General features: G+C 64.5%; 17 protein-coding genes. 11 read left to right on the top strand and 6 right to left on the bottom strand.

The window, feature by feature from the left end:
• Window positions 1–145: 145 nt before the first annotated feature.
• Genes ATC04_RS00765 through ATC04_RS00755 form a run of 3 tightly spaced genes read right to left on the bottom strand, consistent with a single transcriptional unit; the run spans window position 146 to window position 4,088 of the window.
• Window positions 146–1,171, bottom strand: coding sequence for a YdcF family protein (locus ATC04_RS00765; RefSeq protein ID WP_152666919.1), 1,026 nt, complete (start codon window positions 1,169–1,171; stop codon window positions 146–148).
• An 11-nt stretch (window positions 1,172–1,182) separates the two neighbouring features.
• Entirely contained in the window at window positions 1,183–2,610 is a 1,428-nt protein-coding gene (locus ATC04_RS00760; RefSeq protein ID WP_047120548.1) for an NAD(P)/FAD-dependent oxidoreductase, read from the bottom strand.
• A complete protein-coding gene (locus tag ATC04_RS00755) occupies window positions 2,607–4,088 on the bottom strand; it encodes a glycosyltransferase 87 family protein (protein ID WP_047120549.1) in 1,482 nt (493 codons plus the stop codon). The genes ATC04_RS00760 and ATC04_RS00755 overlap by 4 nt, the downstream gene beginning before the upstream one ends.
• Window positions 4,089–4,374: 286 nt before the next feature.
• Here ATC04_RS00755 and ATC04_RS00750 point away from each other — a divergent pair, with 286 nt between their 5' ends.
• The 7 genes from ATC04_RS00750 to ATC04_RS00720 all read left to right on the top strand — a co-directional run bounded on the left by ATC04_RS00750 (window position 4,375) and on the right by ATC04_RS00720 (window position 12,599).
• Window positions 4,375–5,571, top strand: coding sequence for an acylneuraminate cytidylyltransferase (locus ATC04_RS00750; RefSeq protein ID WP_047120550.1), 1,197 nt, complete (start codon window positions 4,375–4,377; stop codon window positions 5,569–5,571).
• Between the two features lie 11 nt (window positions 5,572–5,582).
• On the top strand, window positions 5,583–6,476 hold the full coding sequence (locus tag ATC04_RS00745) for an N-acetylneuraminate synthase family protein (protein WP_047120551.1): 894 nt from the start codon (window positions 5,583–5,585) through the stop codon (window positions 6,474–6,476).
• 102 nt (window positions 6,477–6,578) lie between these two features.
• The gene (locus ATC04_RS00740; RefSeq protein ID WP_047120552.1) at window positions 6,579–7,577 is read left to right on the top strand and encodes a glycosyltransferase family 2 protein; all 999 of its coding nucleotides are present in this window, start codon (window positions 6,579–6,581) and stop codon (window positions 7,575–7,577) included.
• Complete coding sequence (locus tag ATC04_RS00735; protein WP_047120553.1) at window positions 7,574–8,926, top strand: polysialyltransferase family glycosyltransferase; 1,353 nt, start codon at window positions 7,574–7,576, stop codon at window positions 8,924–8,926. The genes ATC04_RS00740 and ATC04_RS00735 overlap by 4 nt, the downstream gene beginning before the upstream one ends.
• 35 nt (window positions 8,927–8,961) lie before the next feature.
• Entirely contained in the window at window positions 8,962–9,978 is a 1,017-nt protein-coding gene (locus ATC04_RS00730) for a hypothetical protein (RefSeq protein ID WP_047121021.1), read from the top strand.
• Window position 9,979: 1 nt separating this feature from the next.
• Window positions 9,980–11,218, top strand: a complete 1,239-nt coding sequence (locus ATC04_RS00725; RefSeq protein WP_047120554.1) for a DUF6716 putative glycosyltransferase — start codon at window positions 9,980–9,982, stop codon at window positions 11,216–11,218.
• A 295-nt stretch (window positions 11,219–11,513) separates the two neighbouring features.
• Entirely contained in the window at window positions 11,514–12,599 is a 1,086-nt protein-coding gene (locus tag ATC04_RS00720; RefSeq protein WP_047120555.1) for an inositol-3-phosphate synthase, read from the top strand.
• A gap of 11 nt (window positions 12,600–12,610) precedes the next feature.
• On the opposite strand, the gene ATC04_RS19805 is transcribed toward ATC04_RS00720, so the two are convergent.
• From ATC04_RS19805 to ATC04_RS00715, 3 genes are all read right to left on the bottom strand, one after another.
• On the bottom strand, window positions 12,611–12,796 hold the full coding sequence (locus ATC04_RS19805) for a hypothetical protein (protein ID WP_152666920.1): 186 nt from the start codon (window positions 12,794–12,796) through the stop codon (window positions 12,611–12,613).
• Window positions 12,797–12,848: 52 nt separating this feature from the next.
• Window positions 12,849–12,971 (bottom strand): hypothetical protein, encoded by a 123-nt coding sequence (locus ATC04_RS19995; RefSeq protein WP_286158839.1) that lies wholly within the window; start codon window positions 12,969–12,971, stop codon window positions 12,849–12,851.
• A 585-nt stretch (window positions 12,972–13,556) separates the two neighbouring features.
• Window positions 13,557–15,005: a CCA tRNA nucleotidyltransferase gene (locus ATC04_RS00715; protein WP_047120556.1), complete on the bottom strand. Its 1,449-nt coding sequence runs from the start codon at window positions 15,003–15,005 to the stop codon at window positions 13,557–13,559.
• A gap of 124 nt (window positions 15,006–15,129) precedes the next feature.
• Between ATC04_RS00715 and ATC04_RS00710 the strand changes: the two genes are divergently transcribed.
• The 4 genes from ATC04_RS00710 to trxB all read left to right on the top strand — a co-directional run bounded on the left by ATC04_RS00710 (window position 15,130) and on the right by trxB (window position 20,273).
• Complete coding sequence (locus ATC04_RS00710; protein WP_047120557.1) at window positions 15,130–15,669, top strand: NUDIX hydrolase; 540 nt, start codon at window positions 15,130–15,132, stop codon at window positions 15,667–15,669.
• The gene (locus ATC04_RS00705) at window positions 15,653–17,410 is read left to right on the top strand and encodes a lipid II flippase MurJ (protein ID WP_231735866.1); all 1,758 of its coding nucleotides are present in this window, start codon (window positions 15,653–15,655) and stop codon (window positions 17,408–17,410) included. The genes ATC04_RS00710 and ATC04_RS00705 overlap by 17 nt, the downstream gene beginning before the upstream one ends.
• Window positions 17,411–17,539: 129 nt before the next feature.
• Window positions 17,540–19,204, top strand: coding sequence for a hypothetical protein (locus ATC04_RS00700; protein WP_146956006.1), 1,665 nt, complete (start codon window positions 17,540–17,542; stop codon window positions 19,202–19,204).
• A gap of 100 nt (window positions 19,205–19,304) precedes the next feature.
• The gene (gene trxB, locus ATC04_RS00695; RefSeq protein WP_047120560.1) at window positions 19,305–20,273 is read left to right on the top strand and encodes a thioredoxin-disulfide reductase; all 969 of its coding nucleotides are present in this window, start codon (window positions 19,305–19,307) and stop codon (window positions 20,271–20,273) included.
• The last annotated feature ends 4 nt before the right edge of the window (window positions 20,274–20,277 follow it).

The raw sequence follows: 20,277 nt of genomic DNA, 5'->3' as shown, positions 1-20,277 counted from the left end.
TAGAAAATCATCCGGTTGGGCGAACCGCCCGGAATGCTGATCTTGCACCTCCCTCGAAAGGTGGATCAACGAGCGGCGGCCGTGCAGTCATATGCACCCGAAGGTGCATGCAACGGCGCGGCCGCGGGTTCTGCGGGTGCGGCTGCTAGGCGACGGCGGTGGCCACGAACAGCGCGCCGACCACCATCACCGCGAAGGGCAGGGCCAGCACGATCATGAATTTCAGGTTGTCGCGCACGATCGCCACGCATTCGCGCAGGAACGCGCTGGGCCGGTAGTAGGCGGCGGTCTTGCCGCCGAAGGCGCGGGCATCCAGCCCCAGCTGCCGCGAGGCCAGCCCGGCGCGCAGCGCATGGTAGTCGCTGGTCACCAGCCACAGGCGGCCGTCGGTGCGCTGGGCGCGCACCAGCTGGTCGGAGAACTTCAGGTTCTCAATGGTGTCCTTGGCCCGGTCCTCGATGAGGATCTGCTCCTGCGGGATGCCCTGCTCGGCCAGGTAGCGGGCCATGCTCACGCCTTCGGGCTCGACCTCGTCACGGCCCTGCCCGCCGGTGGGCACCATCAGCGGCTTCGGGTTTTCCTGCGTGCCGTAGAGCTCGATGCCCTTGTCCAGCCGCCCGCGCAGCAGCGGGGTGACCTTGCCGTCGATGGTGCGGGCGCCGAGCACCACCACCGCCGCCCCGCGGCCCTTGGCAGGGAACCGTGCGTGCACCCACGAGTACAGCAGCAGCATGGCGAAGACGCTGGCGCTGAACACGGAGGCGAAGAACATGATGAATGCCAGGGACAGGCTCCACCACTGGGAGATCACCACCAGTCCGAGCGCGGCCACCGGCAGCGCGAACACCAGGATCCCGGCGATCAGCGACAGCAGGTTGGGGATCCGCGCGCCTTCGCGGCGCCACATCAGGATGCCGTTGTAGATCAGGGCGGCGCCGAACACCACCAGCATCAGCGGCGTGAGCACCACCAGGATCGCGACCAGGAAGCCGAAGCCAGGCACGAAGCTGGTGAGCAGTTCGGAGAGCGTGGACAAGCTGGCCAGCACCAGCGGCAGCAGCGCCGCGGCGAGCACCAGCCGGCGCGGTTCCCTGCGGTACAGCAGGATGAAGGCGGCCCACAGTGCGGCGAGCAGGGCCAGTGAAATGAGGTCGTAGCCGAAGTCTTCCATCAGGATCAAGCCTAGACGGCGTTCCGCCGGGAAATGCCGAATTCGCGCTCCAGCATGGACTTGGCACCGAGGAAGCCGCCCATGCCGTGGACCGACGGGCCGGGCGGGACCGCCGAGGAGACCAGGTACAGGCCCTTGCTGCGCAGGTACCAGGGGTCGGTGGACACCAGCGGCCGGCGGACGCTGCCCAGCAGGTCCATGGTGCCGCCGGACAGATCGCCGCCCACCAGCGCGGCGTTCTGCTTTTCCAGCCCCTGCGCGGTGACCACATGGGATTCGAGGACCAGGTCGCCGAAGCCCGGGGCGGCGGCCTCGATCATCGAGCGGATCCGCCCGCTCATGTCCGCCGGGGAGCCCAACGGCACATGGCAGTAGGCCCACAGGACCTGCCGGCCCTGCGGCGCGCGCGATCCGTCGAAGACCGAGGGCTGGGAGACGATCATGAACGGCTTGCCCGGCGCGCGGCGCCTGGCTTCGCGCTCCGCCCGGCCCACCTGCGCGGCCGTCCCGCCCAGGTGCACGGTTCCGGCCTGCGCGAGCACCGGGTCCTTCCAGGGCACCGGTTCGGAAAGCACGTAGTGGACCAGGCAGCTGCCCGGGGACCTGCGGGTCTTGGCCAGCGCCGCGGAGAGCTTCTGCGGCAGCCGGTTCCCGGCGATCCGCCCCGCCATCTCCGCGGAAGTGTCGAACAGGACGATGTCCTCGGACAGCTGCCCGAGGCTGGTGATGCGCCGCCCGGTGTGCAGGCGCCCGCCGTGGGCCCGCACCTGGCCGGCGAGCGCATCGGTAATCGCCTGGGATCCGCCGCGCGGGATGGGCCAGCCCTTGGCGTGCGCCGCGGCCGCCAGGAACAGTCCGGCGCCGGCGTTAGCCGGGCCGCGCGATCCCCCTGCCACGTGGGCGGAGCAGCCGGCGTACAGCGCGGCGGCGCGTTCGTGCTTCGCGGAGAACAGGTCCTTGAGCCCCATGCCGCCCAGGGTGCTGGCGCCGAAGGCGGCCAGCGTCGCCGGGTGCGGGGGGACTTTCAGCAGCGGGTTCAGCAGGGTGTCGCCCAGCTCGTCCATCCGCTGCACCAGGAAAGAGAGCAGCCGGGAGTACAGCTCCCCGCTGGCGCCCAGCTCCTGCGCGGTGCGCTCGAGGTCCCGCCAGGCGTAGGCGGTGCGGTCATCGAGCACGTGGGCGAAGGACAGCTCGGGGATGATGAAGTCCACCTCGTCCAGCACCCCCAGCTCGCGCATCGCTGGCGACTGCAGGGCCATGGGGTGCACCGCGCTGCCCAGGTCGAATCGGGCTTGGGAACCGTCCAGCGGCTGGGTGCGCGCCGCCCCGCCGAGGGTGTCGTTGGCCTCGTATACGGTGACGTCCAGCCCCGCGCGGGCGGCAACCGCGGCGGCGGCCAGCCCGTTCGGGCCGGAGCCGATGACCGCTACGGCGCTCATGCTTTGGTCTCCGGGGCCGGCGCGTTCGCCGCGTGCTCGGCGTGCTGCGGGGCGCTCGGCTTCAGGCCGCGCAGGGTGAAGGCGTCCGGCGCGCCGGCGAACGGGCCGGCCAGCGGGTCCTCCTGCCCCACCGCGCGGATCGGGTCGCGGCGCGGGTCGAGCACCGAACGCGCCACCAGATACATCAGGTACCCCAGCATCAGCATGTGGGCGAGGACCAGCACAATGTACCCGGTCTCGGGGAACACCTTGTGGATGTCCTCGGCGCCCAAGGAGTCCAGGTAGAACCAGAGCCCGTAGAAGTGGGCGACCTCCACCAGCATCCAGACCACCAACTCGCGCCACCTCGGCAGCGCCAGGGCGAACAGCGGGATCAGCCAGACGACGAACTGCGGCGAATACACCTTGTTGACCATGACGAAGGAGGCCACGATCAGGAAGGCCAGCGAGCCCAGCCGCGGGGTGCGCTTGGCAACCAGGCCGAGCACCGCGATGCCCGTGCAGCACAGGAAAAAGAGGACCAGGCCCCAGAAGGACATCTGCTGGGCGTTGAAGGGCTGGAGCGCCTCGGACTTCTCGGCCAGCAGGTTCCAGACGTGCCAGAAGCTGGAGAAGCCGGCGCCGCGCTCGGAGGAGAAGGCGAAGAAGTGCTTGAACGAGTCCGGGTAGGCCAGCGCATAGGGCAGGTTGACCAGGATCCAGGTCAGCGCCGCGGTGCCGCCAGTGACCCAGAAGGGCTTGAGCTTGCCGGTGCGCACCGCGATCACCAGCACCGCGCCGAGCACGAAGAACGGGTAGATCTTCATGGCGGTGCCCAGGCCGATGAGGATGCCCGCCAGCACCGTGTGCCTGCGCGCGAAGCTGAGCATGCCCAAGGCCAGCAGGGCCACTGCCCACAGGTCCCAGTTGACGCTCCCGGCCAGGATGATGCCCGGGGCGATGGCCACCATGGCGGCGTCCCACGGGCGGCGCCCTCCCATGCGCAGGGTGCAGACAACGGTGACGATCCACAGGATCGCCACGAGGACCAGGTTCATGTCGAAGTAGATCAGCGAGCGGTTGGCGGCCCCCTCGGGCACCAGCCAGGCCACCGCGGAGGCGACCACGCTCATCAGCACCGGATACTCGAACTGCGCTTGCGCCGAGAACGGCACCCACGGGTTCTCAGCGAAGCCGCGGGCCCCGAACAGCGGCACCCAGTCGCTGTAGCAGGCGTAGATATAGGGATTGCTGCCGCCCCAGCCGTTGACGCGGCAGGGGTTCTTGGCCAGCAGCATCAGCAGCGATGCCGCGATGGTCATCAGGATCAGCACGCGTTCCACCGTGAAGAATCCGGGGTTCACCCGTCCGGGGTCGCTGTGCCTGCCCAGCGGCCCGCCGATCACGGCGGTGAACTGGCGCAGAAACCCGTCGGCCCTCGAGGGCACGGTGATCCGCAACGGGCCCCGGGTGGACTGTGGCTGCTTAGACTCGCGCATACCCTCCAGCCTAGTAGCTGGGCCTATTTGAACGGCGCCGCCAGCTCATGTTTCATCACTTGGGTTCACAAAATTACGGGCGCCGCGGTCCACGCGCCGATGCGGGGCCGCGAAATACCCCGACGGATTCCCCGGTGCGGCCAGGCCCCCGGAAGGTCCGGAGACATGGCACCGAAGAGGGGACGGCAAGGCCTCCAGCGAACCAACAGGTAATTAAACCCGCACTTCACCCTGCGTTTACCTCAGCGCACCCGGGTGGTTAACTCGGGTGTTTAACGTCGAATTCGTGAGCAACACCAATCAGCCGCAGGTCCTGGCCATCATCCCCGCACGGGGAGGATCCAAGGGCATCGAGCTTAAGAACCTCCGCCGGATCCACGGTAAGTCCCTGCTGGGACGCGCCATCGAATCCGCCCAGGCCGCAGCCTCAGTCAGCGATGTTGTGGTGAGCACCGACCATCCCGGGATCAAGGCCGAAGCCTTGGCCTACGGGGCCCGCGTGGTGGACCGCCCGGCAGAAATCGCCGGCGACACCGCCACCAGCGAATCGGTCCTGGTCCACGTGCTTGAACGCGAACCGGACCTGCCGCAGGCCACCGTCTTCATCCAATGCACCAGCCCGTTCATCGATCCGACGGATCTGGACGCGGCGGTCAACCGGGTGCTGCGCGGCGAACTGGACGTCAGCTTCGCCGCCGTCGCCGACCACGGCTTCCACTGGTCGCTGGATGCCGCTGGGCTCGCCCAAGCGGTAGGCCACGACATGTCCGTGAGACCCCGCCGGCAGGACCGCGAACCGCGCTTCCGCGAAACCGGCGCGTTCTACGCCATGGACTCGAAAGGCTTCCTGGCCGCGAACCACCGCTTCTTCGGACGTGTAGCGGTGCATCAAGTCCCTGCCGAGCACGGGATCGACATCGACACCGAAGCGGACCTGCTGCTGGCCTCCCTGCAGGAGGAGCAGCATCTTGACCCGGTGCTGGTGGACGCGGTGGTCACCGATTTCGACGGGGTGCACACCGAAGACACCGCCTACGTCGACCAGTTCGGCACCGAAGCCGTGCGGGTATCCCGCTCGGACGGCATGGGCGTCGCCCGGCTGCGCGCCGCCGGGGTGAAGTTCCTGATCCTGTCCAAGGAAGCGAACCCCGTGGTCGCGGCCCGCGCCGCCAAGCTGAAGGTCGAGGTGGCGCACGGCATCGAGAACAAGGCCGAATACCTGGCCCGCTGGCTGGCCGACGAATCCATCAACCCGGCCCGCGTGGCCTACGTCGGCAACGACGTGAACGACCTGGGCGCCATGTCCCTGGTCGGCTGGCCGGTGGCCGTGGCAGACGCCCAGCCGCAGGTGGCCCAGGCAGCCCGGCTGACCCTGGCCCGCAACGGCGGGCACGGAGCGGTGCGGGAACTGGCCGAGCTGGTGCTCGCAGCCCGCGCCGAAACCGGTGCGGCAACCCAAGAATTTACACATTTCACCCACTGAAAGGCAGTACCATGACCTCGATTACCACTGACATCAAGCCGGTAGCCATCGGCGAGAACCTGCTCGGCGCAGGACAGCAGGTCTACGTGATCGGCGAGATCGGCATCAACCACAACGGCGACTTGGAGATCGCCAAGCAGCTGATCGACATCTCCGCCGAGGCCGGCGCCAACGCGGTGAAGTTCCAGAAGCGCACCCCGGAGATCTCCACCCCGCTGGACATGCGCGACAAGATCCGCTCCACCCCGTGGGGCGAGATGACCTACCTGGACTACCGCTACCGCGTGGAGTTCGACGCCGCGCAGTACAAGGAGCTGATCTCCTACGCCGCGTCCCAGGGCCTGCACGCCTTCGCCTCCCCATGGGACGTCCCGTCCGTCGAATTCATGGAGGAGCAGGGCGCGGTGACCCACAAGGTCGCCTCCGCCTCGGTCACCGATATCGAGCTGCTCACCGCCCTGCGCGAAACCGGCAAGCCGATCATCCTGTCCACCGGCATGTCCACCATCGAGCAGATCGACAAGGCGGTGGAGACCCTGGGCACCAGCAACCTGGTGCTGATGCACGCCACCAGCACCTACCCGCTGCCTCCGGAAGAGGCCAACCTGCGCATGATCGAGACCCTGCGCGACCGCTACCAGGTGCCGGTGGGCTATTCGGGCCACGAGCGCGGCCTGCAGATCTCGCTGGCAGCCGTCGCCCTGGGCGCGGTGACCGTGGAACGCCACATCACCCTTGACCGCACCATGTGGGGCTCGGACCAGGCCTCCAGCCTCGAGCCGAAGGGCTTCGCCTCGCTGATCCGCGACATCCGCATCCTGGAAGAAGCCATGGGCGACGGCGTGAAGAAGGTCTTCCCGGGCGAGCTGGCCCCGCTGTCCCGCCTGCGCCGCGTGGACGGCTAGGCAGTTCCCGCACCGCAGTCCCCGGCGGCCGGACCATCCCGGTCCGGCCGCTTAGGTGTTATCCACCTCCACCAGCACCGAATACAAGGAAGCCGAGCAGCAATGACGAGCTTGACCCCCGGCCGCATCTCCGTGGTCATCCCGGCCTACAACCAGGAGGCGTACATCTGCGATGCGCTGGCCTCGCTGGCCCGGCAGAAGCTGGGCCGCTGGGACCTCGAGGTGCTGGTGGTGGACGATGCCTCCACCGATGCAACCGCCGCGCTGGTGGAAAGCTTCAACGACTCGCTGCCCAGATTGCGGCTGGTCCGGCTGTCGCAGAATGCAGGGGTTTCCGCGGCCCGCAACGCCGGGCTGCAGCTGGTGACCGGCGAGTATTTCACCTTCCTGGATCCCGACGACTGGTACAGCCCCGAGCATCTGGCCGTGCTGGCCGACGCGCTGACCGGGCTGCACATAGACTTCGTGCGCAGCGACCACGTGCGCGTCACCGGCACCAACCGGGTCATCCACCGCGCCCCGCAGGCGTTGCGCGGCATGCCGCTGAATCCGGCGGACGACATCGAGCCGATCGATTCGCCCTCCATGGTCGACTACGCGTTCGTCTGGGCGGGCATGTACCGCACCGAGCTGATGCGCCAGCGAGGACTGTACTACTTCGACGAGGACCTGAGCAGCGCCGAGGACCGGCTGTGGCTGTGGAAGGTGCACCTGGGCACCACACGCTATGCCGTGGTCTCCTCCCCCAGCGTGTTCTACCGCCGCGGGCTGCCCGGTTCGCTGACCCAGGTATTCGACGAACGCCAGCTCGGGTTCATCCCCGCCTACGAGCGGATTCTGGCCGCCGTGCGCAGCCACCCGGACGCTGAGCGCCATCTGCCCAAGGCGCTGCGCCAGTTCTTCGCGATCGTCTGCCACCACGAGAAGCGCGCCAAGCACTACCCGCCGGCCGTGCGGCTGGCCATGAAGCAGCAGCTGCGCCAGGTCTTCACCTCGATCGACCCGCAGTCCGCCCTGCAGGTAGCGCTCGAGATGGATGTGGCCCGCCGCCGCCATATCCTCTCCTTCCTGCAGCCCGGAACGATCGGAGCCGCCAAGTGATCGCATTAGTCGAGGCCAGCAGCTATTTCCAGCTCGCTTCCCTGGCCGCCATGGCCGATGCAGGCCTGCTCCCGGCCGCTGACGAGCGCATCCTGGTGCTGGCCAACGGCTCCCAGGTGCCGGAGCTGACCACACCCTTGCAGGACTCCCCCGGCTTCGAGCAGCTCGCCGCGCGCTTCGACCGCGTGGTCGACTACGCGCAGCTGATGGCCCCGCGCCGCCCCGCGCAGTTCAACCCGCGCGAGGACGAGCTGATGGTCTTCGAGCGGCTGCTGCGCGACGCCTGGGACCTGGACGACGAGCCGTTGCTGCTGGTGCTGGAATCCATCCAGGTCAACCCGTCGCAGGCGCTGGCCAGGATCTTCTTCGACGCGGAGATCTGGGTGCACTCGGACGGGCTGATGTCCTACGGGCCCACCCGCAACCGCCTGGCCATGCCGCTGCGCCAGCGCATCACCCGCACCCTGCACGTGGACCTGGTGCCGGGGCTCGAGCCGGCGCTGCTGGCCGAGCTGAACCCGCTGCGCGAGGTGCTGCCAGCCTCCGCGCTGGCCGTCGTGTTCGAGCAGCTGGCCGCGCAGGCAAAACTCGAGCTGCCGCAGGGCGCGGCGCTGGTGCTCGGGCAGTACCTCGGCTCGCTGGGGCTGCTGGATTCCGAGGAGGAATTCGAGCTGCACCTGCAGATGCTGCGCGAGGTCGGCGCCGCGGGGCTGGACACCGTGCTGTTCAAGGCCCACCCCTCGGCCAGCCCCACTGCCGCCGTCCGGCTGGCCCAGGCCGCCGCGGACCTGGGGCTTGAATTCCGGCTGCTGCGCACCGACCACCTGGCCGAAACCGTGATCGCGCTGGCCCGGCCACAGCTGGTGGTCTCCTGCTTCTCCACCGGCCTGGCCACCGCCCGCTACATCCTGGATACCGAGGTGCGCGCCGTGGGCACCGGCATGATGCTGCAGGCGCTGGCGCCGTACGAGAACTCGAACCGGATCCCGCTGTCGATCATCCATGCCTTGTTCGTCCAGGACCTGCCGGTCCCCCGGGACAGCGGGGACTTGGCCGGGCAGGACATGCTCTCGAGGTTGCTGGCCGCGGTTTCCTTCTGCATGCAGTCGGCCCGGGTCCCGCACCTGCGTGATCAGGCGTCGGCCTTCCTGGAAGAGCACTATGCCGAGTTCTCGGCGCATTTCAAGCGCCGCCGGATCACCAAGCTGGGGCTCCCGCCGCTCTGGGCCCATCTGCCGGCCCGCCGCAGCCTGCCCTCGAAGGTCCGCGGGGCCTCGCGCCACGTGCTGCGCCGCGGCTCCAAGGGGCTGGATTCCTTGTCCAAGTCGCTGAGCCGCCTGGCCCAATGACCGCCGCCGTCCGCAGCGAAGGATTCTCCCGTTCCATGTCCATTAATCTGTCCCGCCACGACACTTCCGAGGTGCCGCGCCCGCGCTTCGGCGCCGCCTCGGTTTGGGTGGAGTCCCCGCTGCAGCTGCTCTCGGCGGTGGAGACCCACGCGGCCGGGCTGCTGGGCCATGAGGTGCGCATCGTGCCGCGGCAGGGTATGCCGTTGGAAGCCACGACCCAGGCCCTGTTGGCCCAGGCGCCGACCGGTGTGGAATTCGTGCAGGCTGCGCGGAAGCCGCCGGCGCCGAAGTCCTCCACCGACCGTTTCGTCGCCGGGGACGCCTACTCGGGCAAGGTCCAGCGCGCGCTGCTGGCCGGGGTGAAAGCCAAGGAAGTTGTCATCATCGACGACGGCCTGGCCACGTTGGCATTGATCAACCAGCTGGTGGCCGAGGAACCGGCCCCACTGGTCCGCGCTCGTGCCAGGAATTCCGCCGCGCGCACCGCCATGGGCCTGGCCATGTGGCATCGGCTGCGCCAGCTGGCCCGCGAGGGCCGGTTGCTGATCGTCTCCGCGCTGCTGGTCTCCCCCGACACCCAGCGCCGCATGGCCGAGCTGGGCATCAAATTTGCGCAGCATAAGTTCGAATGGCTTTCGACCCAGCCGGTGGCCGAACGCTTCACCGAGCCGACGCTGCTGATAGGCTCCGCCATGGCGGCCGACGGCCTGATCCATGAGGAGCCCTATCTCCAATGGATCAAGTCCATCGCCGCAGACGGTCCGGTCGCGTATTTTCCGCACCGCCGCGAAACCGCAGAATTCCTGGAGAAGATCAGCCAGATCAGGAACGTTGTGCCCAAGCAGCACACGGTTCCGATCGAGATGCGGTTGCGTGTGCTGCGTCCCGGCCAGGAAATCCGCGCACTGCCTTCGACAGTCATCCCGTCCCTGCGCCTGCTGCTGGGCAATGACGCGCGGCAGCTCTATCCCCAAGCAGTCCCGGAATCATGGTGGACTGAGTCAACCCCGGTGCCGCTGCGCGAACACCTTTCCAGCTCTTTGAAGGTTTGACATGTTCGTGAATCCATCCATTCTCGCCATCGCCGATTCTGATTCCTACCTGAAGCTGGCAGTGACCTTCCTGGACCGGCTCGGCCCTGCGTGGGACCGTCGGGTTGCCCTGGTTCGCACACCGGTGATGCCTACCGAGGAACAGATTGCCGCGGCGTTCGCCGGAACGAGCTTGGACCAGCGAGACCTGCAATTCATGACGCTGCATCAGCTGAATGCGGATTCGATCCCCGAGGACATCGTGTTCGCCGCGGCCACCGGGCCGGTGGTCGCCGAAGCCTATTCGCGGATCCTGCGCTCGGAGCCGGCGCAGGCGCGCCGTACCGCCTTGGTCTCCGCGCTCCCCGGTGTCGCCTACCCGGCTACTGCGAAGGGATGGAACTACCGCCGCGCCGGGGATGCGTTCATCTGCCATTCGCACGCCGAGGCCCGGGATTTCTCGTTCATGACGGAGGAACAGCCGGGTCACCATCCGACCATCATGGTCAGCAAGCTGCCATTCCTGCATTCGGCCGGGTTCCCGCCGGTGACCCATGGAGAGATCCGGAGGGTCGTTTTCGCTCCGCAGGCAAAAGTTCCCTACACCCGAGAAGACCGCGAAAAAATCCTGCTGGCCCTCGAGCGGGCCGCACGGCTGAACCCAGGTCTCGAAGTGGTGGTCAAGTTGCGGGCCCGCGCAGGAGAACCGCAGACCCATCTTGAAGCATTCCCCTATGATCAGCTCTGCGACGAGCTTCAGGCCGCCGGCAGGCTGGGGCCTCATTCCCACCTGAGATTCGAAACCGGCACAATGTCCAACGCGCTGACGCCCTGCAGCGCGCTAGTGACAGTATCGTCGACTGCCGCGCTCGAGTCATTGGATCGAGGACTGCCAACAATGATCCTTTCGGATTTCGGTGTGAACGAACAGATGATTAATGAGGTTTTCCGCGGATCGAACATTCTCGGCACCATGGATGAGCTCGAATCCCTCAATTTCCCGGTTCCCGCCAAGGCCTGGTTAAGGGAGAATTATTTCCACCGGATGGACGGCAGTTTTCACGAGTCTATGGCGATCCTGGCTTATCAGGCTCGTCAAGGCCGGCTGGTGACCGACGCTGAAATTCTTGCGTTGGTCAGGAACCAGCCGATGCGTCAGCGGCTGCGCACAGCGCTTCCCACGCCCGTAGTGCGCATACTGCAGAAAATTAGAAGATTCCTGAACAACGATGGCCGGCAAGACCTCAAATCTTCGTCATGAGCAAAATTCGTTTTGATACTGACAGTTATTTATCACTAACAAAATGGTCACTGTCATCAGTTAACAGCTTTACACACCTGTACAAAATGCCAGTTATTTAACGTCATGGGCAATCATTGCATTGCTCGAATCACGCCCGCATTCGGACATTCGAGCGCCAACTACTGCATTTACCGGCAATTCCGGGAATGTTTCCGGGTCCTGAGGACTTAAGATCAATAGGGGCATATCTCTGTGCCGCGTCTTCTGCGCGCCCAGTTGCCCGGAGGTTTATACATTTCAATAAGGAGTTCATGTGTCGGCGAACCCGATTCGCGTTGCCATCGTTGGCGTAGGCAACTGCGCCACTTCACTCATCCAAGGTGTCGAGTACTACCGGAATGCCGATGCAGATTCCACCGTTCCCGGTTTGATGCATGTGCAGTTCGGCCAATACCACGTCGGCGACGTGCAATTCGTCAGCGCCTTTGATGTCGACGCCAAGAAGGTCGGCCTCGATCTGTCCGAGGCAATTCTCGCCAGCGAGAACAACACCATCAAGATTGCCGATGTCCCCACCACTGGCGTGACCGTCAAGCGCGGCCACACCCTGGACGGCCTGGGCAAGTACTACCGCCAGACCATTGAAGAATCGGCATCCGAGCCGGTCGATGTTGTCCAGACCCTGAAGGACGACAAGGTCGACGTGCTGGTTTGCTACCTGCCGGTTGGATCCGAGCAGGCCGCGAAGTTCTACGCACAGTGCGCCATTGACGCTGGTGTTGCCTTCGTCAACGCCCTGCCGGTGTTCATAGCGGGTACCCCGGAGTGGGCCCAAAAGTTCACTGATGCAGGCGTTCCGATCGTGGGCGACGACATCAAGTCCCAGATCGGCGCCACCATCACGCACCGTGTGATGGCCAAGCTGTTCGAAGACCGCGGCGTGGTGCTCGACCGCACCTACCAGCTCAACGTCGGCGGCAACATGGACTTCAAGAACATGCTCGAGCGCGATCGCCTGGAATCCAAGAAGATCTCCAAGACCCAGGCCGTCACCTCCAACACCTCGGCCGAACTGGGCGAGGACGACGTGCACATCGGCCCGTCGGACTATGTTGCTTGGCTTGACGACCGCAAGTGGGCATTCGTGCGCCTCGAGGGCCGCAACTTCGGCGATGCCCCGGTCAATCTCGAATACAAGCTGGAGGTCTGGGATTCCCCGAACTCCGCTGGTGTCATCATCGACGCCGTGCGCGCCGCCAAGATCGCGCTGGACCGCGGTATCGGCGGACCGATCCTGTCGGCATCCAGCTACTTCATGAAGTCGCCACCAGAGCAGTACGACGACGAGAGCGCGCGCCAGAAGGTCGAAGCCTTCATCCGCGGAGACGTCGAGCGCTAAGCTTCGCCAATTCAACAGCCGGTGCTGAAATCCTTGATTTCAGCACCGGCTGTTGTTGTTGCCGCAGTATTTGATTCAAATCCGAGATGGGGCCTTGTTCGTTCCGATTCCGACGGCCATCCGCATCTATCCATTAATGCGGGAAGCCCGCCGGCTTGCAGGCCGGCGGGCCTCTGAGAATTGATCGGCGAGTTCATAACGTACTCCTTGGTTCGATGGTGCTGATAACGGTAATGGCGCTATCAGTACTTATCGAATGCGGAAGTACATTTCTAGCGGCACGTGGTTCTTCAACTCACGCTGGCGCATGTTACGGCTGAATTCGGCGCTATCAAGGTATTTGTTCTTGCGCTTGTCCTGGCGTCTTGTCATTTGCTTTCCCTCCCTTCGCGCATGGTCAGAGGTGAAGGAAGATCTTGACGGGTTGTAGAGATTGCACGAGCCTTCAGGCTTTCCGGTCCAGCGAAGATTAGTTCCGAGGTCCGAACTGCGCGTTGGGCTGCCGTGGCGAAAAGTGGAGCAGACATGAAAAAAGTTCCTAAGGTGTGAGTCGATTACTGACTTTCAACCTCAGGAACTGTGTCGTGATGCCTAGATGATTTTAGGAATCCGCTGTTCCGGAGGTTGGGGAGACGAAGCGATGGCCATTGGGCGCAGAAATGCCATTGCCGGATCGCACCGGGCGATCGGTCACAAAGGTCTGATTCATATTCATCGTGTCCCACCTCCTAAAATCTGCTCTGAGTCAATCGCGTTCAACGCGAGACTGTATTTGGATAACTTTTCGATTCGGAATTCTCATTGAGACTTCCCAATCACAGTATTCAGCATACATGGGCAAATGCACCTACGCCAGCTATTTCAATATTTTATTTAAGCAAATTTCAGCTGGGAACACGGAGAGCCTGATTTCCCGCAGGGAATCAGGCTCTCCGTTATCAAACTAGTCAGACGCTACTATTCAGTAACGCTCGGTTGGGACTCCGGCTGCTGCGCCCACCATTGGCGCAGTCGCTCGCTGGCGATTTCCTCACCCAGCACGCCTTCGTCAAGACGCAGGTTCAGCATGAACTTGTAGGCTCGGCCTACTACCGGGCCCGGGCGAATTCCGAGGATAGCCATGATCTGCTCGCCGCCCAAGTCCGGGCGGATCGAATCAAGCTCTTCCTGCTCGGCAATGGCAGCGATACGCGCCTCGAGGTCGTCGTAGGCGAAGGCGAGCCGTTCTGCCTTCCTCCGGTTGCGCGTCGTGACGTCCGAGCGGGTCAGCCGGTGTAGCCGCTCCAGCAGACTGCCGGCATCCGTCACGTAGCGGCGCACCGCCGAGTCGGTCCATCCGGCGTCTCCGTAGCCGTAGAATCGCATGTGCAGCTCGACCAGGCGAGCCACCGCCTTGGTGGTGTCCTTGTCGAAACGCAGGGCGCGCATGCGCGCCTTGACCAGCTTGGAGCCAACCATGTCGTGATGGCGGAAAGATACTGCGCCGCTAGGCTCGAACTTCCGGGTCGCCGGCTTTCCCACGTCGTGCATGAGCGCGGCGAAGCGCAGAATGAAGTCCGGACCGGGCACAGCGCCTTCCGCATCCGTTTCAAGTTCCACGGCCTGCTCGAGCACCGTCAGCGAATGCTGGTACACATCCTTGTGGCGGTGGTGTTCGTCGATTTCCAGACGCAGGGCAGAGACCTCGGGCAGAACACGATCGGCAAGGCCGGTATCCACCAGCAGATCGATGCCCGCGCGGGGATCCGCTCCGTTGATCAGCTTGACCAGCTCATCGCGCACGCGCTCGGCGGAGATGATCTCGATGCGATCGGTCATTTCGCTCATGGCCTGACGTACTTCCGGGCTCACTTCGATCTTCAGCTGCGAGGCGAAACGTGCCGCGCGCATCATGCGCAGCGGATCGTCAGAGAAGGAGATGTCCGGCGAACCGGGAGTGCGGATCTGCTGGTCGGTCAGCGACGAGACGCCGTCAAATGGGTCAACCAGCTCCAGCTCCGGCAGGCGCAGCGCCATGGCATTCATGGTGAAGTCGCGGCGGAAAAGGTCATCATGCAGGTTGTCGCCAAAGGCCACCACCGGCTTGCGGGAATCCTTGTCATAGGCATCAGCGCGGTAGGTCGTGACCTCAAGGGTGTGCTCGCCCTTCTTGAAGGCGATGGTGCCGAATTCCCGACCCACATCCCAGGTATTGTCCGCCCAGCCGGAAACAATCTTCAGGGTTTCCTCGGGCCGTGCGCTGGTGGTGAAGTCGAGATCGGGCGAAACCCTGCCAAGGTACAGGTCGCGGACCGGACCGCCCACCAGGGATAGCTCATGACCTGCCCGGACGAATCGGTCGGCGAGCTCAAAAATGACCGAAGGCAGGATTTGACGCAGCGCGTCATGAGTGGGGAGTGCATGCATAGTTCCTTAAGCGTGCCAGAAATCCCGCGAGTTTGCTTCAAAAATCAGTGACATTGCCAGCGAGATCACTTACTTGCCCACGTCGATAAGGCGAAGGAGGGCACTTTCTAGATAGAGTGGATTCATGAACCGACCGATCCCGTCTGCCCCAAAGCGCACGCCGTTGACTGCGTCAATGGCCCGCGCGCAGGCAACTGGCGGTCACACGAGTCTGCCAACCGTCGAGGAAGTCTCCTCCGGAGGCATCGTCATCGACTTCGAGAAACCGGATTTTCCGGTGGCGATCATCGCGCGCTACAACCGTGGCGGACGCCTTGAATGGTGCCTGCCCAAGGGCCACCCGGAAGGCGAAGAAACCAACGAGGAAGCGGCCATCCGCGAAATCGAGGAGGAAACCGGCATCGCCGGGCAGATCCTCGCACCCCTAGGTTCGGTTGACTACTGGTTCACCGTGACGAATTATCGGGTGCACAAGACCGTGCACCATTTCCTACTGGAAGCCACCGGCGGGCATCTGACCATCGAGAACGATCCCGATCACGAAGCCGTGGATGTTGCCTGGGTGCCGCTCGATGCCCTGGGCAAACGCCTGTCCTTCCCCAATGAGCGCCGGATTGCAGAACTGGCACGCGAGGTTCTAACGAAGTATGTCTCAGGTTCCTAATTCCTTTCAGGGCTCCGACCACCCGGTAACCGGAGCTTTGGAAATGGTTCCCGAACCGGCAGCCAAGACCCCGGCCGCCTCCGGCGGTTCCAGGTCGAAGGTCTATGCCCTGATGGCCTCGGGCACCCTGGTGTCCCGAATCCTGGGCTTCGTGCGCACGGCGCTGCTGGCCATGGCCATTGGCTCGGTGACCTCGGTGGCGGACATCTTCGAGAAGGCGAACGTCATCCCGACGATCATCTTCATGCTGCTGGCCGGCGGCATCTTCAACGTGGTGCTGATCCCACAGCTGATCAAAGCCTCCAAGGCCGCGGACCGGGGCGCCGCCTACACCTCCAAGCTCATCACCCTCACGATGGTCGTCATGGGCGCGATGGCCGTGATCCTCACGCTGTGCGCCAGGCCCCTGATCGTGGCATTGACCCACAACTGGACCGAGCCGATGATCGTGCTGGGCACGGCCTTCGCCTACTGGTCGCTGCCGCAGGTCTTCTTCTACGGCCTGTACGCGGTGCTCGGTCAGGTGCTCAACGCCAACGGCAGGTTCGCGGCGTTCATGTGGGCCCCTGCGGTCAACAACATCATCCAGCTGCTGGTCATCGGCGCATTCATCATCACCTTCGGTGCCTACTCCTCCGGCGACCCGATGGATACCTGGACCACCGGCAAAACCATCTGGCTGGCCGGCGGAGCGACGTTGGGCATCGTGATGCAGTCGGTTGTGCTGCTGTGGCCCCTGAAGAAGACCGGGCTGAAGCTCAAGCTCGATTTCTCTTGGCGCGGCATGGGACTGCGACACGTGGGCAAGCTGGCCATCTGGACCTTGGCCGCCATGGTCATCGGCAACGTCTCCTCGCTGCTGTACTCAAAGATCGTCTCCGCCGCGACCGCGGCGCGTACCGAGCTGCCTCCCGAACAGGCTGCCTCCGTGGCCGGCGAGTACGCGCTGAACACCTCGCAGCTGATCACCGTGCTGCCGCACTCGCTGTTCGCGCTGACCGTCGCCACCGTGCTGTTCAATGACTTCACCCGCGCCTTCCACGAGAACCGCCGCAAGGACGTCGGCGGCCTGCTCAGCCAGGGCATGCGTTCGACCGCGATTCCCATCGTCTTCTGCACGCTGGTCTTCATCGTGCTCGCCGGCCCGCTGGGACGCCTGTTCGCCGGCAACTCCGAGTACGCCGCGCAGGCCGCCGGTGCGCTGGGCCAGCTGCTGGTGCTGACCGCGCTGGGCCTGCCGTTCAAGTCCCTGCAGTTCTTCATGCTGCGCGTGTTCTTCGCCGACGAGGACACCCGCACCCCGATGCTGATCCAGACGGCCACCGCCGCCCTGGGCCTGGTGCTCGCGTTCACCGCGGCCGCCGTGGTCGACCCGCTGCACATCGCCTCCGCCATCGCGTTCATCTACGGCCTGACCAACGTGCTCGGCGCGATCGGCACGCACTACCTGGTCAAATGCCGGTACGGCGACTACGGCATCACCGGGGTCATCGACACCTACGTGCGCATCGGCTGGATGGCCACCGTTTCAGCCCTGGTGGGCTGTCTGGTGCTGTGGCTCATGGGCGGTTTCAACTTCGGATTCGCCTACGACTCGCTGATCACCGCCATCATCACGGTGGTCGTCGTGGGCGGCGTCATGGCCGTGGTCTTCATCGGTTTGCTCTACAAGACCAAGGTTCCTGAACTGGACGGGTTCCTGGGCCCCCTGCTGCGCCGAATCCCGGGACTCAAGCGGTAGCGCAGACACCGCGAAGAACCACGGTGATTCTGCCCGAATAGGCACCAATCCACGGACCTCGGCAGGTAACATGGCAGATGGCGGTGCCTCACTGCCATCGAACCGCAAACCAACCCCTTGGAGATGCACGTGTCGCAGCCAATCGATGTCGGCTCCGTTCTCAGCGGCCGTTACCAGGTCACCGAGACCGTCTTGTCGTCCGCAGAAGGCGATCTGGTCCTGAGCGGCATCGATCAGGTGCTCAACCGCGCGGTGAGCATCATGGTGGCATCGGTTCACAATTCCTCCCAGCTGGCCACCAGCGCCCGTGAAATCGCCATGGGCGAACGTACGGCCAACGTCCAGGTCCTGGATTTGGGCATCACCGATTCGAATCAGACCTATCTGGTCGCCAACGTGGCCCGCTCCTCGGACATGCTGGACCTGGTGCTGGAAACGGACGACGCCCCGTACGTGGAACCGTTCTTCACCGACACCTTGGGTACCGAGATCTTCGGCGAATCACGCCAATCCGTCCCCCAGACTTACGAAGACGACGCCGAGTACTACGAGAACCTGCGCTACGAGGACGCTCCCGAGCAGCAGGGCAAGGTCGGCACCGCGCTGTCCAACGGTTTCGCCGGTTTCAAGAACCGCTTCGGCAAGAAGAACCAGCAGCCTGCCGAGGACGTCTACGACGACTCGGACTACCAGCAGGACGACTACCAGCAGGCTGAGGCGCCGGCAGAAGCCGACGACCAGACCGCTCCCAACGCCCAGGTGCCTCCGACTGCCGCCACTCCGATGGCTCCGGCGCAGCCCGGGGCTTCCAAGCCGAAGGTGACCCGGCTGGATGACAAGGACGAGCCCAACGTCACCGCGACAGCTGCCTTGGCCGCCGCGGCACAGTCCAAGGGCCAGGCTTCCAAGACCAAACCTGAAGAATCCAGGCCCCAGCAGCAGAAGCAGCAGCCTAAGGCCCAGCAGCCCAAGCCTGCCGCCGCCTCGAACGACGCCAAGAAGAAGGCCGCAGCGGCGGCTGCCGGCGTCGCAGCCGGTGCTGCTGCATCCAAGGCCTCAACCTTCCCGGCAGCGGCCAAGAACGCCCCGGTGCAGAATCAGGACGTCGAGCAGGTGGACGACGAGGAGAGCACCTCACGCGGCACCCGCCTGCTGGTCGGCGCCGTACTGGTGATCGTCCTGGTCATCGGTGTGGTCTTCGCCTTCAACTTCCTGGGTGGCGACAAGGACAACGTGGCCGAAAACAACGGCGCCACGACCACCAGCGAAGCTCCAACCACCCCGGGTGAGTCCAAGACCCCTGAGGAATCCGAGGCGCCATCGCTGCCGGCACCGGCCATCGCCGACGTCTCACGACTGGTTCCGGGCAACCAGGAATTGAACTCGGCAACCGACGATACCTTGTCGAAGATGACTGACGGCAACGCCTCGAGCAGCTACAAGTCCTTCTCGTACACCACAGGAAACTTCGGCGGATTCGCCTCGAACATGGTTTTCATCCTCGAACTTGAAGAGAAGTCGGCTGTTTCCGAGATCTCGCTGGACGGCCTGAACGCCACCGGTGGCGCCTACGAAATTCTCGTGGGCAGCTCGGATGATCTGGGCAGCGCCACGTCCGTGGCCAAGGGTTCCTTCTCCGGGCCGTCGGTCACGGTACCGGTCAAGGATGGGGACAAGGACTTCATGGAAGGCCAGTACATCTTCCTGAATGTCACCGATCTGCCTCGGCGGGCCTCGGGAGCCAATCCTGATCGTCCGTACGGCCTGCAGATCGGCGAGTTCTCCGCCAAGTAACACGCGCGGAATTTTTTACCAAAGCAATGCGTTGAGGTGGATAGTGAGGTAAGCCCTCGCTATCCACCTCGCATTATAAGAATGAAAGGGTTCTACCCCCGTGACTTCAGTACAGAACGATGAAATCCGCGACGTAATCATCGTGGGTTCCGGCCCTGCCGGTTACACCGCTGCGATCTACACCGCGCGAGCAAACCTGAATCCCCTGGTGATTGCAGGTTCCGTAACCGCCGGTGGCGAGCTGATGAACACCACGGACGTGGAGAACTTCCCGGGCTTCCCGCAGGGCATCATGGGCCCGGACCTGATGGACAACATGCAGCAGCAGGCTGAGCGCTTCGGCGCCGAGATCCTCTTCGACGATGTGACCGAGATGAATCTCGAGGGCGAGATCAAGACCCTCTCGCTGGCCGACGGCACTGTGTACCGTGCCCGTGCCATCATCGTTTCCACCGGATCCGCTTACCGCGAGCTGGGACTGGCGGACGAGAAGCGCCTGTCCGGACACGGCGTTTCCTGGTGCGCTACCTGCGATGGCTTCTTCTTCCGCGAACAGACCATCGCCGTGATCGGCGGTGGCGACTCAGCCATGGAAGAGGCGCTGTTCCTGACCAAGTTCGCTTCCAAGGTCATCGTCGTGCACCGCCGCAGCGAACTGCGCGCTTCCAAGATCATGGCTGACCGTGCCCTGGCGCACGAGAAGATCGAGTTCGTCTGGGACTCCGAGGTTGTCGGCATCAACGGCGAGGACAAGGTCAACGGGCTGGTTGTCAAGAACCGTAACACCGGAGAAGAGTCCACCTTGGACGTCACCGGCGTCTTCGTAGCCATCGGTAACGACCCTCGCGTGGATCTGGTCAAGAACCAGCTTGAGCTAACTGCAGAGGGCACCATCGCCGTCGACGGACGCAGCTCCAAGACTTCGCTGCCAGGCGTGTTCGCCGCAGGCGACGTCATCGACTCCACCTACCGTCAGGCCATCACTGCTGCCGGCTCCGGCTGCGCAGCAGCGCAGGATGTCGAGCACTTCCTGGCCAACGTCAAGACCCCGGCAGAAGCCGCAAACTAATTCC

Origin of the sequence: Arthrobacter sp. YC-RL1 (assembly GCF_001454985.1) — a bacterium.
Classification (GTDB): domain Bacteria; phylum Actinomycetota; class Actinomycetes; order Actinomycetales; family Micrococcaceae; genus Glutamicibacter; species Glutamicibacter soli.
The sequence above is the reverse complement of the archived record's forward strand: the minus strand, read 5'-3'. Positions and strand labels throughout refer to the sequence as shown.

Excerpts from the sequence above, each read along its gene's own strand:
- ATC04_RS00755 (WP_047120549.1), bottom strand. The coding sequence starts at position 4,088 with ATGCGCGAGTCTAAGCAGCCACAGTCCACCCGGGGCCCGTTGCGGATC.
- ATC04_RS00710 (WP_047120557.1), top strand. The coding sequence starts at position 15,130 with ATGAACCGACCGATCCCGTCTGCCCCAAAGCGCACGCCGTTGACTGCG.
- ATC04_RS00740 (WP_047120552.1), top strand. The coding sequence starts at position 6,579 with ATGACGAGCTTGACCCCCGGCCGCATCTCCGTGGTCATCCCGGCCTAC.
- ATC04_RS00730 (WP_047121021.1), top strand. The coding sequence starts at position 8,962 with ATGTCCATTAATCTGTCCCGCCACGACACTTCCGAGGTGCCGCGCCCG.
- ATC04_RS19995 (WP_286158839.1), bottom strand. The coding sequence starts at position 12,971 with ATGACAAGACGCCAGGACAAGCGCAAGAACAAATACCTTGATAGCGCC.
- ATC04_RS19805 (WP_152666920.1), bottom strand. The coding sequence starts at position 12,796 with ATGAACTCGCCGATCAATTCTCAGAGGCCCGCCGGCCTGCAAGCCGGC.
- ATC04_RS00745 (WP_047120551.1), top strand. The coding sequence starts at position 5,583 with ATGACCTCGATTACCACTGACATCAAGCCGGTAGCCATCGGCGAGAAC.
- ATC04_RS00715 (WP_047120556.1), bottom strand. The coding sequence starts at position 15,005 with ATGCATGCACTCCCCACTCATGACGCGCTGCGTCAAATCCTGCCTTCG.
- ATC04_RS00705 (WP_231735866.1), top strand. The coding sequence starts at position 15,653 with ATGTCTCAGGTTCCTAATTCCTTTCAGGGCTCCGACCACCCGGTAACC.
- ATC04_RS00760 (WP_047120548.1), bottom strand. The coding sequence starts at position 2,610 with ATGAGCGCCGTAGCGGTCATCGGCTCCGGCCCGAACGGGCTGGCCGCC.
- ATC04_RS00765 (WP_152666919.1), bottom strand. The coding sequence starts at position 1,171 with ATGGAAGACTTCGGCTACGACCTCATTTCACTGGCCCTGCTCGCCGCA.
- ATC04_RS00725 (WP_047120554.1), top strand. The coding sequence starts at position 9,980 with ATGTTCGTGAATCCATCCATTCTCGCCATCGCCGATTCTGATTCCTAC.